Annotated in this window: 9 protein-coding genes; 4 read left to right on the top strand and 5 right to left on the bottom strand. The window is 74.9% G+C overall.

The window, feature by feature from the left end:
• Nucleotides 1–354 precede the first annotated feature (354 nt).
• Nucleotides 355–3,543 carry a non-ribosomal peptide synthetase gene (locus tag OH807_RS31635; RefSeq protein ID WP_406205797.1) on the top strand — a complete coding sequence of 1,063 codons (3,189 nt, stop codon included), beginning with the start codon at nucleotides 355–357 and terminating at the stop codon, nucleotides 3,541–3,543.
• Between the two features lie 112 nt (nucleotides 3,544–3,655).
• On the opposite strand, the gene OH807_RS31640 is transcribed toward OH807_RS31635, so the two are convergent.
• The 4 genes from OH807_RS31640 to OH807_RS31655 all read right to left on the bottom strand — a co-directional run bounded on the left by OH807_RS31640 (nucleotide 3,656) and on the right by OH807_RS31655 (nucleotide 7,088).
• Nucleotides 3,656–4,432: a BTAD domain-containing putative transcriptional regulator gene (locus OH807_RS31640; RefSeq protein ID WP_406205799.1), complete on the bottom strand. Its 777-nt coding sequence runs from the start codon at nucleotides 4,430–4,432 to the stop codon at nucleotides 3,656–3,658.
• Between the two features lie 26 nt (nucleotides 4,433–4,458).
• Complete coding sequence (locus tag OH807_RS31645; protein WP_406205802.1) at nucleotides 4,459–5,214, bottom strand: thioesterase II family protein; 756 nt, start codon at nucleotides 5,212–5,214, stop codon at nucleotides 4,459–4,461.
• Between the two features lie 231 nt (nucleotides 5,215–5,445).
• A complete protein-coding gene (locus OH807_RS31650) occupies nucleotides 5,446–6,039 on the bottom strand; it encodes an allene oxide cyclase barrel-like domain-containing protein (protein WP_406205804.1) in 594 nt (197 codons plus the stop codon).
• Nucleotides 6,040–6,074: 35 nt separating this feature from the next.
• A complete protein-coding gene (locus OH807_RS31655; protein ID WP_406205807.1) occupies nucleotides 6,075–7,088 on the bottom strand; it encodes a threonine/serine dehydratase in 1,014 nt (337 codons plus the stop codon).
• Nucleotides 7,089–7,440: 352 nt separating this feature from the next.
• On the opposite strand from OH807_RS31655, the gene OH807_RS31660 reads away from it, so the two are divergent.
• From OH807_RS31660 to OH807_RS31670, 3 genes are all read left to right on the top strand, one after another.
• Nucleotides 7,441–8,259: a 2-oxo acid dehydrogenase subunit E2 gene (locus OH807_RS31660; RefSeq protein ID WP_406205809.1), complete on the top strand. Its 819-nt coding sequence runs from the start codon at nucleotides 7,441–7,443 to the stop codon at nucleotides 8,257–8,259.
• Nucleotides 8,256–9,320: an alpha/beta fold hydrolase gene (locus OH807_RS31665; RefSeq protein WP_406205812.1), complete on the top strand. Its 1,065-nt coding sequence runs from the start codon at nucleotides 8,256–8,258 to the stop codon at nucleotides 9,318–9,320. The genes OH807_RS31660 and OH807_RS31665 overlap by 4 nt, the downstream gene beginning before the upstream one ends.
• 172 nt (nucleotides 9,321–9,492) lie before the next feature.
• Nucleotides 9,493–11,118 carry an MFS transporter gene (locus OH807_RS31670; RefSeq protein ID WP_406205814.1) on the top strand — a complete coding sequence of 542 codons (1,626 nt, stop codon included), beginning with the start codon at nucleotides 9,493–9,495 and terminating at the stop codon, nucleotides 11,116–11,118.
• A 72-nt stretch (nucleotides 11,119–11,190) separates the two neighbouring features.
• Here the strand turns inward: OH807_RS31670 and OH807_RS31675 are convergent, their stop codons facing one another.
• Nucleotides 11,191–14,457, bottom strand: coding sequence for a BTAD domain-containing putative transcriptional regulator (locus OH807_RS31675; protein WP_406205816.1), 3,267 nt, complete (start codon nucleotides 14,455–14,457; stop codon nucleotides 11,191–11,193).
• Nucleotides 14,458–14,590: the final 133 nt, after the last annotated feature.

Raw genomic sequence — 14,590 nt, forward strand, 5'->3', positions numbered from 1 at the left:
AACAGAATTCCCCGGGAATTCCCGCCCGTCGTCAGACTCTTCCACGCACTTCCTGCGGTCACCGTCACTCCTCGGTCGTGGACTCCAGAACCGCAAGCAGCGTAGGTCGGCCGGGTTGTGTCGCTGTACCCCTAGAGATCCTTCTGGGGACGCCTAGGGGGTCCCGCGGGGCACCCCGGAAAAAGCCGGGGTGCCCCCCCGATAGGGGTGCCCGGGCCGGGCGGGCGGCTCGTAACGTGTGCTCAAACCGGCAACCGCAAGCAGGGCGTGGACCGTCTCGCGCCCGGCCCTGTAGGGGAGGACCCATTGGGACCCGCAGCGCAGCCCGTCGTCCGGACGACACGTGATCTTTCCGTGGCCACCCGCAAGGAACAGGCCATGTGGTTGTTGGAGCGATTGGTTCCCGAAAGTTCCGCGAACAATCTGGCACTGGCTTTCCAGGTCGACGGAGAACTGGACGTCCCGGTGCTCCGCGAGACCCTGGCGACGCTTTTCCGCCGGTACGACGTGCTTCGCACGGTCTATTTCGCGACCGGCGCCGAACTGCTGAAAGGCGTCGTGCCGCCGGCGGAATTCGATGTCCCGGTCGAGGAGGTCGACGATTTCCGGCCGCCGCGGGACGCGATCGCCGAGGCCCTGCTGCCGTACGTGAACCGCCGGTTCGTCTTCGACGGCCGCCCGCTCGTCCGGGCCGGGCTGTTCCACCACCCCGAGGGCGACGTCCTCTGCCTGACCTTCCACCACCTCGACTACGACATCATCTCCGGCACCGCGCTGCTGGAGGAGATCGTCGCGGTGTACGGCGCCCTGGTCGCCGGGCAGCCGGTGGCAGCCGAACTGCTCACGACCGTACCGGCGTTCGCCGAGCCCGAGCCGAAGCCGGAGAGCATCGAGTTCTGGCGCGGCCAGCTGGACGGCTTCGACCCGGCCGCCCTGGACCTCTGGTGCGGGGCGCCCGACAGCGCCGAGCCCACCCTCAAGGGCGGTCAGCTGGTCCACACCCTCTCCCCGCAGGCCCGCGACGTCGTGCGGCGACTCCAGCGCGAGGTGCGGGCCCCCGAGGCCGTGGTGCTGCTCGGCGCCTTCGACCTGCTGCTCGCCGCGCACGGGGTCGGCCCGGACATCGTGGTCGGCTGCCCGGTCAGCGTCCGCCCGCAGGACGCCCCGCGCACGGTGGGCCACCACACCAACGTGCTGCCGCTGCGGGTGCTGGTGAACCCGGAGGACGGCTTCCGCGCCCTCGTCCGGCAGGCCCGGGACCGGTACTTCGGCGCGCTGGCGCACGCCGGCGTCCCGGAGGAGACCATCGCCGGCGTCGCGCCCCGGGCCGGCTCGTCCTGGCGCAACCGGCTCAGCCGGCACCTGTTCAACTACTTCCCGCAGCTGGAGATGACGCAGTTCGGGATCGGCGGGCTGCAGGCGCGCCCGGTCGTGGTGGAGAACGGCTTCAGCAAGTACGACCTGGAGTTCTTCGTCGCCTCCTCGGCCGAGACGATCCAGGTCACCGCCCGGTACTCGACCGAGAAGCTGGACCACGCCGACGCCGAGGCCCTGCTGCTGCGCTACGAGGCGCTGCTGCTGGCCGTCGCCGCGGACGTCGACCGGCCGACCGGCGAGCTGCTGGTGTGGAGCGAGCAGGACCACGCGGTGATCGACGCCGCCAACGACACCGGGGCGCGCGACGCCGCGGCGGGCCCGGCCGACGTCCTGGAGGCCGTGCACGGCCACGCCACGGCCACCCCGGAGGCGGTGGCCGTGCAGCACGGCGACCGCGAGATCGGCTACCGGCGGCTCTGGGAGGGCGCGTTGGACGCCGCCGCCACGCTGAAGGAGGCCGGGATCGGCGCCGGTGACGTGGTCGCCGTCGCGGCCGCCCGCTCGCCCGAACTGACCGCCGCCGTCCTCGGCGTCTGGCTCACCGGCGCCGCCTACCTGCCGGTCGACCCCGAGCACCCGGCGCAGCGCGTCTCCTACCTGATGGAGGACTCCGGCGCCAAGGCGGTGTTCACCGACCGCGAGCTCGCCCTGCCCGGCGCCGACGGGCTGCCGCGGCTGCCGCTCCCGGCCCTCCCGGACGGCGCCCCGGACCGGCCGATCGGCGACCTGCCGGTCCGGCTCGACCCGGAGGGCACCGCCTACCTGATCTACACCTCGGGCTCCAGCGGCCGGCCCAAGGGCGCCGTGCTGCCGCACCGCGCGATCTCCAACATCGCCGCCGACTACACCGTGCGGCTGCGCGCGACCCCCGCCGACGCCACCCTGTGGATGACCACGTTCGCCTTCGACATGGCGAACCTGGAGCACTACGTGCCGCTGTACTCGGGCGGCCGGATCGTGGTCGCCCCGGACGAGGCCCGCACCGACGGCAAGGTGCTGCGCGCGCTGCTCGACCGGTACGAGCCGGGCATCCTGCAGGCCACCCCGACCACGCTGCGGATGGTCCACGACGAGGTGGCCGACCGGCTGGCCGGCCGCCGGGTGGTCACCGGCGCGGAGCCGGTGCCGGTGACGCTGGCGAGGCGGTTGCTGGCGGCGGGCTGCGAGGTGGTCAACGCCTACGGCCCCACCGAGACCACCACCTGGTGCACCTGGGGCGTCGTCCCGGCGGACCTGGGCGACCGGATCTCGGTCGGCGGCCCGATCCGGAACACCCGGATGTTCGTGCTGGCACCGGACGGGCGGGAGCTGCCGGTCGGCGTCCGCGGCGAGGTCTGCATCGCCGGTGACGGCGTCTCGCACGGCTACCACGGCCGCCCGGAGCTGAACGCGGAGCGGTTCGGCGAGCACCCGCGGTACGGCCGGTTCTACCGCTCCGGCGACGTCGGCCGGTGGCTGCCGGACGGCACCCTGGAGCTGTCCGGCCGCGCCGACCGGCAGGTGAAGCTGCGCGGCAACCGGATCGAGCTGGGCGAGGTGGAGGCGGCCCTGCTCGGGCACCCGCGGGTGCGGGGCGCCGCCGCCGTGGTGGTCGGCGACCGCAGCGCGGACGGCCGGCTGGTGGTCTTCGTCGAGGAGACCGGCGGGGACGCGGGCCCGGTGGCGGGCCTGGTGGGAGGAGCCGCGGAGACCCCGGCGGAGACCCAGGTGGAGGGCCTGGTGGAGAGCCTCTGGGAGTTCGCCCGCGCCGAACTGCCGCGCGCCGCCGTCCCGCAGGACTTCGTGGTGCTGGACGTGCTCCCGACGAACGCCAACGAGAAGGTCGACTACCTGGCCCTGGAGGCGCTGGCGGTCGCCGGCCCCGCTGCCGGCCCCGCTGCCGGTCCCGACGACGCCTCCGGGGCGTCGGCCGCGGCCCGCCCGGACGACTCCGCCGACCCGGTGCTGAACGCGCTGGTCGGCCTCTGGCGCGAGCTGCTGGGCCGCGAGGAGCTCTCCGGCTCGTCCAACTTCTTCACCTCCGGCGGCCATTCGCTGCTCGCCGCCAAGCTGGTCCAGCGGGTCGAGGAGGAGTTCGGGGTGACGGTGAAGCTCGCCGACCTCTTCGCCGAGCCGACCCCGGCCGAGCTCGCCGCGGTGGTCCGCGCGGCCCGCCCGGCCGTCTGACGGCGGGCGGCGGGCGGCGGGCCGTCCGACGCCCCCGTACGGTTCGGCGCGGAGGGCCCGGCCCCGATCACCTTCTGGTGATCGGGGCCGGGCCCTCCGTCGTGCCCGGCGCTCACACGGCGGCCAGTGCCGCCGCGCCGTCCAGGTCGTCCGAGCGCAGGATCGCCCGGTGCAGGTCCTGCATCGGGGTGCACGGCTCCAGACCCAGTTCGTCGAGCAGGGTCCGCCGCGCCGACTGGTAGGCCTTCAGGGCGTCCGCCCGCCGCTCGGAGCGGTAGAGCGCCAGCATCAGCTGCCGGTGGAAGGCCTCGCGCAGCGGATTCTCGGCGGCCAGCGTGTACAGCAGCCCGACCACCTCCCGGTGCCGGCCGCGCTGGAGCTGCGCGTCCACCAGCATCTCCATGCACTCCATCCGGGCCTCGCTCAGCCGGGTGGCGAAGCTGCGCAGCACCGGCCCCTGGCCGATGTCGCCCAGGGCGGGACCGCGCCACAGCGCGAGGCCCCGCTCGAAGGCGTCGCCGGCCTCCTCGTGGCGCTGCTCGCGCAGCAGCCGGCGGCCCAGCCCCACGAGGTCCAGGAACTCCTGCGCGTCGAGGCCGCCGCCGTCCAGCCGCAGCACGTAGCCGGGGGAGCGGGTGACGATCGGGCCCTCGGCCCGGTCGGGGCGGTGCAGGAACTTGCGCAGTTCGGACACGTACACGTGCAGCCCCGCGAGCGCGCGGCGGGGCTGCCGGTCGCCCCAGATCTCGCCCATCAACTGGTCGACCGACACCACGTGGTCGGCGTGGGCGAGGAGTGAGGCGAGCAGGATCTCGACCTTCTGCGCGCTGATCGAGGACATGGCGTTCCCGTCGACCACCCGCAGACTTCCCAGGAGTTCGTACCGCACCGATCGGCCCTCCTTCTCCGGCGGGATCAGCCGGTGATTCCCTCGGCCGTGTCGGCGATGAGCCCGGTGATCTCCGGCAGGTGCCGGTCCAGGTAGAAGTGGCCGCCCGGGAACACCCGCAGGTCGAACGCGGCCGCGGTGTGCTCGCCCCAGGCCTTCGCCTCGTCGACGGTGGTGTGCGGGTCGTCGTCGCCGGTCAGCACGGTCAGCGGGCAGTCCAGGACGGCGTCGCCGCGCGCGTGCGTCTCGATGGCCGTGTAGTCGGCCCGCAGGGCGGGCAGCACGGACTCCATGAACTCGGCGTTCTCCAGCCACACCGGGTCGGTGCCGCCGACGGTGCGCAGCTCCTCGACGATGCCCTCGTCACCGCGCCGGTGGACGTCCCCGCCGCGCAGCCGGGACGGCGCGGGGTAGCCGGAGGCGAACAGGTGGGCCGGGGTCCGCCCGGCGTCCTGGAGCCGGCGGGCCACCTCGAAGGCCAGGACCGAGCCCAGGCTGTGCCCGAACAGCACGAGCGGGCGGTCGGCGCACTCCGGCAGCGCCTCGAAGGCCCGGTCGGCGAGTTCGGGGAGGCTGCGCAGCGGTTCCTCGTGGCGCCGGTCCTGCCGGCCCGGGTACTGGATCGCCAGCGTCTCCACGGCGGGCGCCAGTGCCTCCGAGAGCGGGTACCAGTAGCTCGCCGATCCGCCGGCGTGCGGGAAGGCCGCCAGCCGTGTGCCGCCCGCGGCGGCGGGATGAAAGCGCCGTACCCATTCCCCGCCGGAATTCTTCGTCCCCGTCACCGGTAACTCCCTTTCACTGCGCGTCCGTTGTCACCCGGCGTGGTGAGCCGGCGTGGTGGAACGCTGGGAAGTCTAGGAAGCGGGAAAGACGGCGGTAACCCCGGAAAAGCCCCTACCGGCACCCCCTAGAGCCGCCGGAGGGCTCGGGGAGGTGCCGGTAGGGGCGCGCCGTCCGCGGACGGGGGACACCGCGGTCGGCGGGACAGGTGGTTCGACGGTCCGCGCGGGGCGTCAGCGCGGGCAGAGGGTGAACTTGTCCTCGAAGTTCGGCCAGTGGTCGGCGCCGTCGCCGGGCACCGCGCGCCACGTCCAGGAGCCCTTCCAGCCCGCGTACCGGCCGGTGAGGCCCTGGACCGGCTGGGTGATCCACGAGCCGTTGATCACCAGGGCGCGGTCGAAGGAGCTCTGCGCGGTGAAGACGCCGTCGGCGAGGTGGAACAGCTCGTACTGGTACTCGATGCCGTGGCCGCCGGGTGCCTTCACCTCCAGGATGTCCATGTTCCCGGTCGCCGTGCCCAGCTGGTTGGCCGGGACGGTCTCGGCGCCGAACGGGTACAGGTAGTCGAGCCAGGTGGCCTCGAAACCGGCCGGCACGTCGATGCCGGGGGTGCCGTTGGTCTCCAGCTTGGTCATCACCTCGGTGAAGTGGTAGATGACGCAGCCCGGGTGGGGCCGGACAGCGGCCTCCGGGCCGGCGGCGCTCACGGGGCCGGAGCCCGTGGCGGCGCTCACCGGGCCGGAGTCCAGCGTGGTCACGGTGACGCAGGCGGCCAGCGAGGCCAGCACGGCGGTCGTTCTCTTCCAACCCTCGATGCGCAGGCGCATGGGACTCCCGGTTCCTCTCGGTCGTTTCACGTTTCTCAGGACGTTCTGATCGGGTCCGCCAGCAGCTGCGTCACCAGGGCCGTCTCGACGTTTCCGCCGGACACCAGCACCCCGATGTCGGACCGGCCGCCCTCGGCGGCGATCTGCAGCGCCGCGGCGACGGCGGTGGCGGCGGCCGGCTCCACCAGCAGGCGGCAGCGGGTGAGCACCAGGCGCATCGCGTCGGCGATCGCCTCCTCCTCCACGGCCACCACCCGGGAGACCCGCTCCCGGGCCAGGTCGAAGGGCAACTGGCCGATCCGGTCCGGCCGCAGGCCGTCGGCGATGGTCGGCCGGGCCACCACCGTCACCGGCCGGCCGGCCCGCAGGGCCTCGCCGAGCGCCGGGACGGCGGCCGGTTCGGCGGCGACCACCTCGATGCCGGACCCGTCGGTCACCAGGCAGGCCCCGGCCACCGCGCTGCCGCCGCCGACCGGCAGCACCACCGCGTCCAGCCGGCCGCCGGCCGCGGCCACGCCGGCCAGCAGGTCGGCGGTCGCGGTGCCCTGGCCCAGCACCACGTCCGGGTCCTGGTAGGGGTCGATGACGTCCAGGCCGCGCAGCAGCCGCAGTTCGTCGACCACCGCCACCCGGTCGGCCAGCGTCGTCCCGACCTGCAGGACCTCCGCGCCGGCCTCCCGGATCCGCCGCACCTTCGTCGGCGCGGCGTCGACCGGCAGCACCAGCACGGCCGGCATGCCGACCTCCCCGGCCGCCAGTGCGACCGCGATCGCGTGGTTGCCGGTGCTCTGCGCGACCACCCCGGGCGATCCGGCCCGGGCCAGCCGCTCCACCGCCAGCAGCGCGCCGCGCATCTTGAACGACCCGCCGCGCTGCAGGTTCTCGGTCTTCAGCCAGAGACGGGCGCCCGCCGCCAGGTCCAGTTCCTCGGAGCGGACGACCGGTGTGTCCAGCACCCGGTCGCCCAGCCGCCGTCGGGCCTCGTGCACCCCCGCGGCGCTGAGCTGCGGTACGTCCTCGGCGAGCAGTCCGGTGTTCGTCCCGGTCATGCTGTCTCTCCTCGCTCGGCTCCGTCCGGCCCGTGCGAGTCGGCCGGTCGTTGGCGCGGTTCAGCTTCGGAGGGCCGGCTAAGGTCCTGCCAAAGCCGGGCCGCGCCGGGCCGCGAGGCCGCACCGCACCCCCGCCCTGCCCTCGCTGCACCCCCTGCCCTCGCTGCACCCCCTGCCTCCGCCGCACCCCCTGCCTCCGCTGCACCCCTGCCCCGGCGCGCTCCCGCCCGGACCTCGCCCCGTCCGGTCCGGGTGCCCGCCCCCGGCCCCGGCCCGCCGCGGGCACCCGGACCGGGTAGGGGCTTTAGGGGGTGGCAAGCGGCCCTTTGGCCGGGCGGCGAACCCTGGTGCCATGAAGATCAGTGCCGTTGCCGCGGAGCGCAGGCCCACGCTCCACTTCCTCCGAGAGATCCGGGCGATCTCCCCGGTCTTCCTGGACACCGACGTCGACATGACCGCGGTCGTGCGGCACCGGGAGACCCAGCACAAGTACTCGGTCGTGAGTTACGTGCTCCACAGCGCGGCCCGCGTGCTGGCCGCCCACCCCGAGGCCAACGCCGCGCTGCACGGACGGCTGCGCCCCCGGGTGGCCCGCTACGCCTCCGTCAACGGCAAGTTCACCCTCGACCGGACCCTCAACGGGCAGCGCATCGTGCTCTCCACGGTGCTGACGGACCTCCAGCGGGCGAGCCTCGACGAGATCCAGCAGCGGGTGGAGCACTTCCGCGACGGGGACCCGGCCTCGATGCCCGAGTTCGCCGGGGCCCGGCTGCTCCAGCGGCTGCCCGGCCCGGTCGGCAGCCTGCTCTTCCGGATGGGCACCCGCCCGCTGAACCGCCGCGCCGACGTCATGGGCACCTTCGCGGTGACCTCGCTCGGCCACCGCCCGGTGGACGGCTTCCACTCCGTCGGCGGCACCACGATCACGCTGGGCGTCGGCCGGATCGCCGACCGCCCGGTGGCGCGCGGCACCGAGGTCGCCGTCGCCCCGCTGATGCGGCTCTCGCTCACCTTCGACCACCGCGTCATCGACGGCGCCGAGGCCGCGGACGTGCTGACCGACCTCAAGCAGGCCCTGGAGACCTTCCCCGCCGCGGACGACACGGACGCCGCCGGCACGGACGCCGCCGCCACCGCCGCCGCCACCGCCGGTACGGGGGAGCGGTCGTGAACGACGTCGAGGAGCTCAAGCAGTACGTCGGCGTGCACGCACGCGGACTGGAGATCGACGGCTGGGAGCAGCTGCTCGACCGCGTCACCGGCGACGGCACCGGCCCGGGCTCCTGGGCGGGCGAGTGGACCGCCGAGGGCGACCGGCTCGCCGGCGGCGGCAAGCACCTGGAGGCCGGCCGGCACTACCTGATGGCCCGCTTCCCCTACGTCGACGGCGCGGCCCGCCAGGACGCCTACGAGAAGGCGCTGGCCGGCTTCGACCGCTGGCGCTCCGGCCAGGACATCCACCGCCTGGACATCGACGTCAAGGGCCGCCAGATCGGCTGCTGGACGGCCGGCCTGTCCGCCGACCGGCCCCGCCCGCTGGTCGTCATCATGGGCGGCCACCTCACCGTCAAGGAGCAGTGGGCGCCCGCGCTGCCCGTCTTCGCCGGGCTCGGCTTCGCCGTCGTCTCCACCGAACTGCCCGGCGTCGGCGAGAACGAGGCCCCCTACGACGCGGAGGCCTGGCGGACCCTCTCCGCGGTGCTGGACGCCGTCGCCGACCGGGCCGACGTCTCCCGCAGCTACGCCTTCGCGATGAGCTTCAGCGGCCACCTCGCCCTGCGCTGCGCCATGGCGGACCGGCGGATCCGCGGCATCATCACGGCCGGCGCACCGGTCCGCGAGTTCTTCACCGACACCGCCCGGCAGCGGCGGCTGCCCGCCGTCACCGTCGACACCCTGACCCACCTGACCGGGCTCGGCCTCGACGACCTGCGCGACTGGGCGCTCCCCGTCGAGGGCCTGCGCGCCCTGGACATCCCGGTGGCCTACGTGGCGAGCCTGCGCGACGAGATCATCCCGCCGGGCGATCTCGCCGTGCTGCGCACCCACGTCCGTGACCTGCGCCTGCTGGTCCACGACGATGTGCACGCATCGCCCTCGCACGCCGAGGAGAACCGGCTCTGGATGGCCTGGTCGCTGCTGCGGATGCGCGGCGGGCCCGACCCGCGCAGGGCCGTGATCGGCCTGATGTGGCGGGCCGCCCGGCTGAAGGCGTCGCTGCGCCGCCGGTAGGCCCGGCCTGCGCCGCGCGGGCCGTGCCAGCCCGCTGACAGGGCCCGCGCGGCGGTACCAGCGGGCTGCAAGCGCCGTACCAGCACGGCCCGCCACGGTGGAATCCGACCAGTCTGAGCGGGCCCCGGCTCACTCAGCGACCTGATCCGCAACACCTCTCTGGAGATTTGCCATGACGACCCCACCACCCTCACCCCGCCGCTGGTGGGGGTTGGGCGCCTTGGTGCTCAGCGTCCTCGTGATCTCACTCGACGGCACGATCATCAACGTCGCCCTGCCCACGCTCTCGCAGGAGCTGGGCGCCTCCAACACCCAGCTCCAGTGGATCAGCGGCGGCTACCTGCTGACGTTCGCCGCGGTCATGCTCCCCATCGGCGTGCTGGGCGACCGCTTCGGCCACAAGAAGCTGCTGCTCACCGGCATCACCATCTTCGGCGCCGCCTCGGTGGCCGGGTTCCTGGTGAGCGACCCCGGCTCGGTGATCACGGTCCGCGCCCTGATGGGTGTCGGCGCCGCCATGATCATGCCGCTCACCATGGCGATCCTGCCCAAGATGTTCCCCAAGGACGAGCTGGACAAGGCCGTCGGGAGCTGGACGGCGGCCGCCTCGATCGGCATGCCGATCGGTCCGCTGGTCGGCGGCTGGCTGCTCAACCACTTCTGGTGGGGTTCGGTCTTCGTCTTCAACATCCCCGTGGTGGTGGCGGCCCTGGTGGCGGTGGCCTTCCTGCTGCCCGCCGACCCGACGGCCGCCGCCCGTGCCGAGGCGGGCCCGGCGCCCGCCTTCGACGGTCTGGGTGCGCTGCTCGGCGCCCTGGGCATCACCGGTCTCGTCTACGGCTCCATCCTGGTGCCGGAGGCGGGCTGGGGCTCGGTGAAGGTGCTCGGCACGCTGGGCGCCGGCGTGGTGCTGCTGATCGCGCTGGTGTTCCGCGAGCGCACCGCCGCCTCGCCGCTGGTCGACCTGGGCCTGTTCGGCAACCGCAAGTTCCTCTGGGGCACGGTCGTCGCGACCTTCGTCAACTTCTGCATCATGGGCATCCTGTTCGTGGTGCCGCAGTACCTGGCGTCGGTGCTCGGCAACAGCGCCTTCGGCACCGGCCTGCGGCTGCTGCCGCTGATCGGCGGCCTGGTGGTGGGCGCCCAGCTCGCGGAGGCCTTCGTGCCGCGGATCGGGCCGCGCGTCATCATCCCGCTGGGCCTGCTGGTGCTGGCCGGCGGCACCCTGCTCGGCGCGCAGTCGAGCACCGCCGACGGCTACGGCTTCGCCGCGCTGTGGCTGACGGTCACCGGGGCCGGCTTCGGCCTGGCGATCGTGCCCGGCACCAGCATGGTGCTCGGCTCGCTGCCCGAGGAGGGCACCGGCGCCGGCTCCAGCCTGCTGGAGACCCTTCAGCAGGTCGGCGGGGTGCTCGGCGTCGCCGGCCTGGGGAGCCTGCTCAGCTCCGGCTACCTCGCCCGGATCGCCACCGGCGGCCTGCCGGACGACGCCGCCCGGACTGCCCGGGACTCGGTGACCGGCGCCAACGCGGTGGCCGGGCAGCTGAACGACCCGGGGCTGCTGGCCTCCGCTCACGGTGCCTTCATCCACGGCAGCAACCTGGTGCTGACGGCCTGCGGCGTGGTCGCCGTGCTGGCCGCGCTGCTCGCCGCCGCCTTCGTGCCGCCGCGCTCGGCGTTCCCGGAGAAGAAGGAGAGCAAGGAGGGCAAGGACAAGAAGGGCCCGAAGGGCTCGACGACGGCGGCGTCGCCCGACCCGGCCACGCTCCCGCAGGAGCAGGGCGAGTCGCTCGTCTGACCCGCCGTGCTCGGTGCGGCCACGACGGTCCGGCCGGCGGCGATGCCGTCCGGCCGGGCCGGCCTGCGCGGGTCAGCCGGCCGACGCCAGCGCCAGTGCCCGGTCGGGAGGTACGCGCCGGCCGCGCCCGTACGCGGCCTCGGACACCGCGGGCTCCAGCGCCGCCGCGATCCGCGCGGTGGCCCGGAGCACCTCCGGGCAGCGGTCGTCGCGGTAGCCGTGCAGGGTGTGGGCGGCGCCGAGCAGTTCGGCGGCCCGCTCCGCCTCGCCGCGGGCGGCGGCCAGGGCGGCGACGCCCTCCAGCACCGCGGCCACGGCCTGCTGGTGGACGATCCCCTCGCGGCCGAGCTCCCGGACGGCCTCGGCGTGCCAGTGCGCCGCGTCGTCCAAGTCCCCCTCCTGTTCGGCCAGGCAGCCGAGTTGACCGTACGTCAGGGCGGTGGCCCGGATCGAGTTGCTCCCGGCGGCCATGGTGTCCAGCAGTTCCAGCGCCCGGGTCAGCGGAGGCCGGGCGGCGCCGAGGTCGCCGGCCGCGCGGGCCAGCCGGCTCAGCGCCACGTGCCCCTCCACGGCGCTGCCGGACTCCCCGACCCGCTCCGAGGTGCGCACGCCCTGCCGGATCTCCTCCACGCCGAGGGCCACGTCACCGGCCTCGGCGCGGGCCCGGCCGAGCTGGATCAGCGCCAGCGTGCCGCTCTCCGGCCCGCCCCGGGCGGCGTACGCGTAGGCCTCCTGGCCCAGCCGCACGGCCTCGGCGCCGTCGCCGCGGATCAGGGCCAGCTCCATCAGCCCGCCGAGCGCGGTGTTCATGCCCCAGGGCTCGCCCATCCGGCGGAAACCCGCGTAGCCGCCGCGCAGTTCGGCGAGTGCGGCGTCGATCCGGCCCATGTTGAACGCGAGGTGGCCGAGGCAGACCCGGGTGACGGCCTGCACCCAGGGGTCGGTGACGCTCTCCCGGACGGCCAGCAGCTCCCGTTCGGCGCCCGCCGCGTCGTTCAGGAACAGCGCGGTGACCGGCCGGGCCAGGTGCAGCGCGGGGTGGCCGGGCTGCTCGGGCAGGCACTCCAGGGCGGTCCGCACGGCCTCCAGGCGGGCCCCGGCGGTGGCCTCCGGACCGTCCGGGCCCTCGACCATCAGCACCGCGAGGAAGGTGCACAGGGCATAGGCGTCGGCCAGTTCCGGCGCGTCGGCGGGCGGCCGGTCGCCGGCCAGCTCGCGCACCGCGAGGGCCCAACCGTGCGCCTCGGCCAGCTGGTTGTGCATGATCCAGTACCAGATCAGCGCGCCGACCAGCCGCAGCGCCGTCTCCACGTCCCGCTGCTCCACCGCCCAGCCGAGCGCGGCGGCGCAGTTGTCCCGCTCGGTGGTCAGCCGGGCCGCCCACGCCTCCTGGTCGCGGCCGCGCAGGCCGGGCTCGGCGTGCTCCGCGAAGGCCAGCACGTCGGCGGCGTGCGCGGCGCGCAGCCGTGCCGTCTCGCCGGCCTCCGCGAGGCGTTCGGCGGCGTACGCCCGCACCGTCTCCAGCAGCCCGTAGCGGACCTCGCCCCGGCCGGTGGCGATCACCAGCGACTTGTCGATCAGCGCGGCGATCACGTCGATGACGTCGCGGCCGCCGAGCTCCTGGTCGCCGGCGTCCCGGTCGCCGGAGCCGTGGCCGTCGTCCGGCGCGCAGACCCGCTCGGCGCTGTCGGGGGTGGCGCCGCCGCGGAAGACCGAGAGCCGGCGCAGCACGGCCCGCTCGGTGTCGTCCAGCAGCTCCCAGCTCCAGTCCACCACCGCGCGCAGCGTCTGGTGCCGGGGCACCGCGGCCCGGCTGCCCGCGCCGAGCAGCCGGAACCGGTCGCCGAGGCGTTCGGCGATCTGAGGGAGCGTCAGGGAGCGCAGCCGGGCCGCGGCGAGCTCGATCGCGAAGGGCAGCCCGTCCAGGGCGCGGCAGACGGCCGTCACCAGCGGTCCGGTGTCCGCGTCGACCCGGAAGCCGGGCCGCACCGCGGCGGCCCGGTCCTCGAACAGCCGCACCGCGGCGTACCCGGCGGCCTCGGCCGGGCCCGCCCCGGGCGGCGGCAGCGGCAGCGAGGGCACCGGGCAGAGGGTCTCGCCGGTGATGGCCAGCGGCTCCCGGCTGGTGGCCAGCACCCGGACGCCGGGGGCGTCGGCCAGCACCCGGTCGGCGAGCCGGGCCACCGCCTCGACCAGGTGCTCGCAGTTGTCGAGCACCAGCAGCATCCGCTGGTTGGCCAGCGAGTCCGCGAGCCGCTTCGTCGGCGGCAGCACCGCGGTGGCGTCGGTGACCCGCGCGGGCTCGGCCTGGCCGATCGCGGTGAGCACGGCCTGCGGCAGGTCCTGGGCCGAGCCGACCTGGGCCAGCGGCACCAGCCACACGCCGTCCGGGTACTCGCCGACCAGGGTGGCGGACACCTCGCCGGCCAGCCGCGTCTTGCCCGCGCCGCCCGGCCCGGTGAGGGTCACCAGCCGGACTTCGCGCAGCAGTTTGCCGATCCGCTCGGACTCCTCCTCGCGGCCGACGAAGCTGGTCAGCGGGGCGGGCAGGTTGGTGCGCCGGCCGTTGCCCGGGCCCGGCGCGGGGCCGCCGGCGGGGGCCGGGGCGGGCGGGCGCAGGTCGCCGCGCAGGATCGCCAGGTGCAGGGCGGCGAGTTCGGGGGAGGGGTCGGCGCCGAGCCGCTCGGCGAGCTCCCGGCGGGTGTCCTGGTAGACCTCCAGGGCGGCGGCCTGCCGGCCGGTGGCGTGCAGGGCGCGCATCAGCAGGCCGCGCAGCCGCTCGCGCAGCGGGTGCGACAGGCAGAGCCCCTCCAGCTCCGCGACCAGGTGGGCCGTGTCGCCGAGGGTGAGTTCGGCGTCCACCCGGTCCTCGACGGCGGTCAGCCGCAGCTCCTCCAGCCGGGTGATGGTGGCCCCGGCGAAGACCGCGTCGGCGACCTCGGCCAGTGCGGGCCCGCGCCACAGGTCGAGCGCCCGGCGCAGGGTCGCGGCGCGTTCCTCGGGGGCGGCGGAGCGGCGGACGGCCGCCACCAGCCGCTCGAAGGCCACCGCGTCGATCTCGCCCGGGTCCACGCCGAGCCGGTAGCCGCCCGGGGCGGCGGTGACCAGGTCGCGGCCGCCGACGCCGCGCAGCCGCGACACCAGGGTGTGCAGCGCGTTGCCGGGGACGGCCGGCCGGGAGTCCCCCCACAGGTCGTCGATCAGGCGGTCGGTGGAGACGGCGCGCCCCCCGTCCATGGCGAGCCGGATCAGCAGCGCCCGCAGCCGCTGGCCGCTGACCTCGACGGGCCGGGCCGCTTCGTCCAGCAATTCGAGCGGGCCCAGGATGCAGATGCGCACGTAACCACCCCTCCGGCGGTCATTCTGCCAGGCTCCCGGCGGTGCCGTCGCGATCACCGGCGCGGGGGAGTCCACGGACCATTCGTGTGCCGTACCGAAGCGTCCGGGCCGGGGAAGATGTGTGCGCATGTGC

Source organism: Kitasatospora sp. NBC_01560, assembly GCF_045208415.1.
GTDB lineage: Bacteria > Actinomycetota > Actinomycetes > Streptomycetales > Streptomycetaceae > Kitasatospora.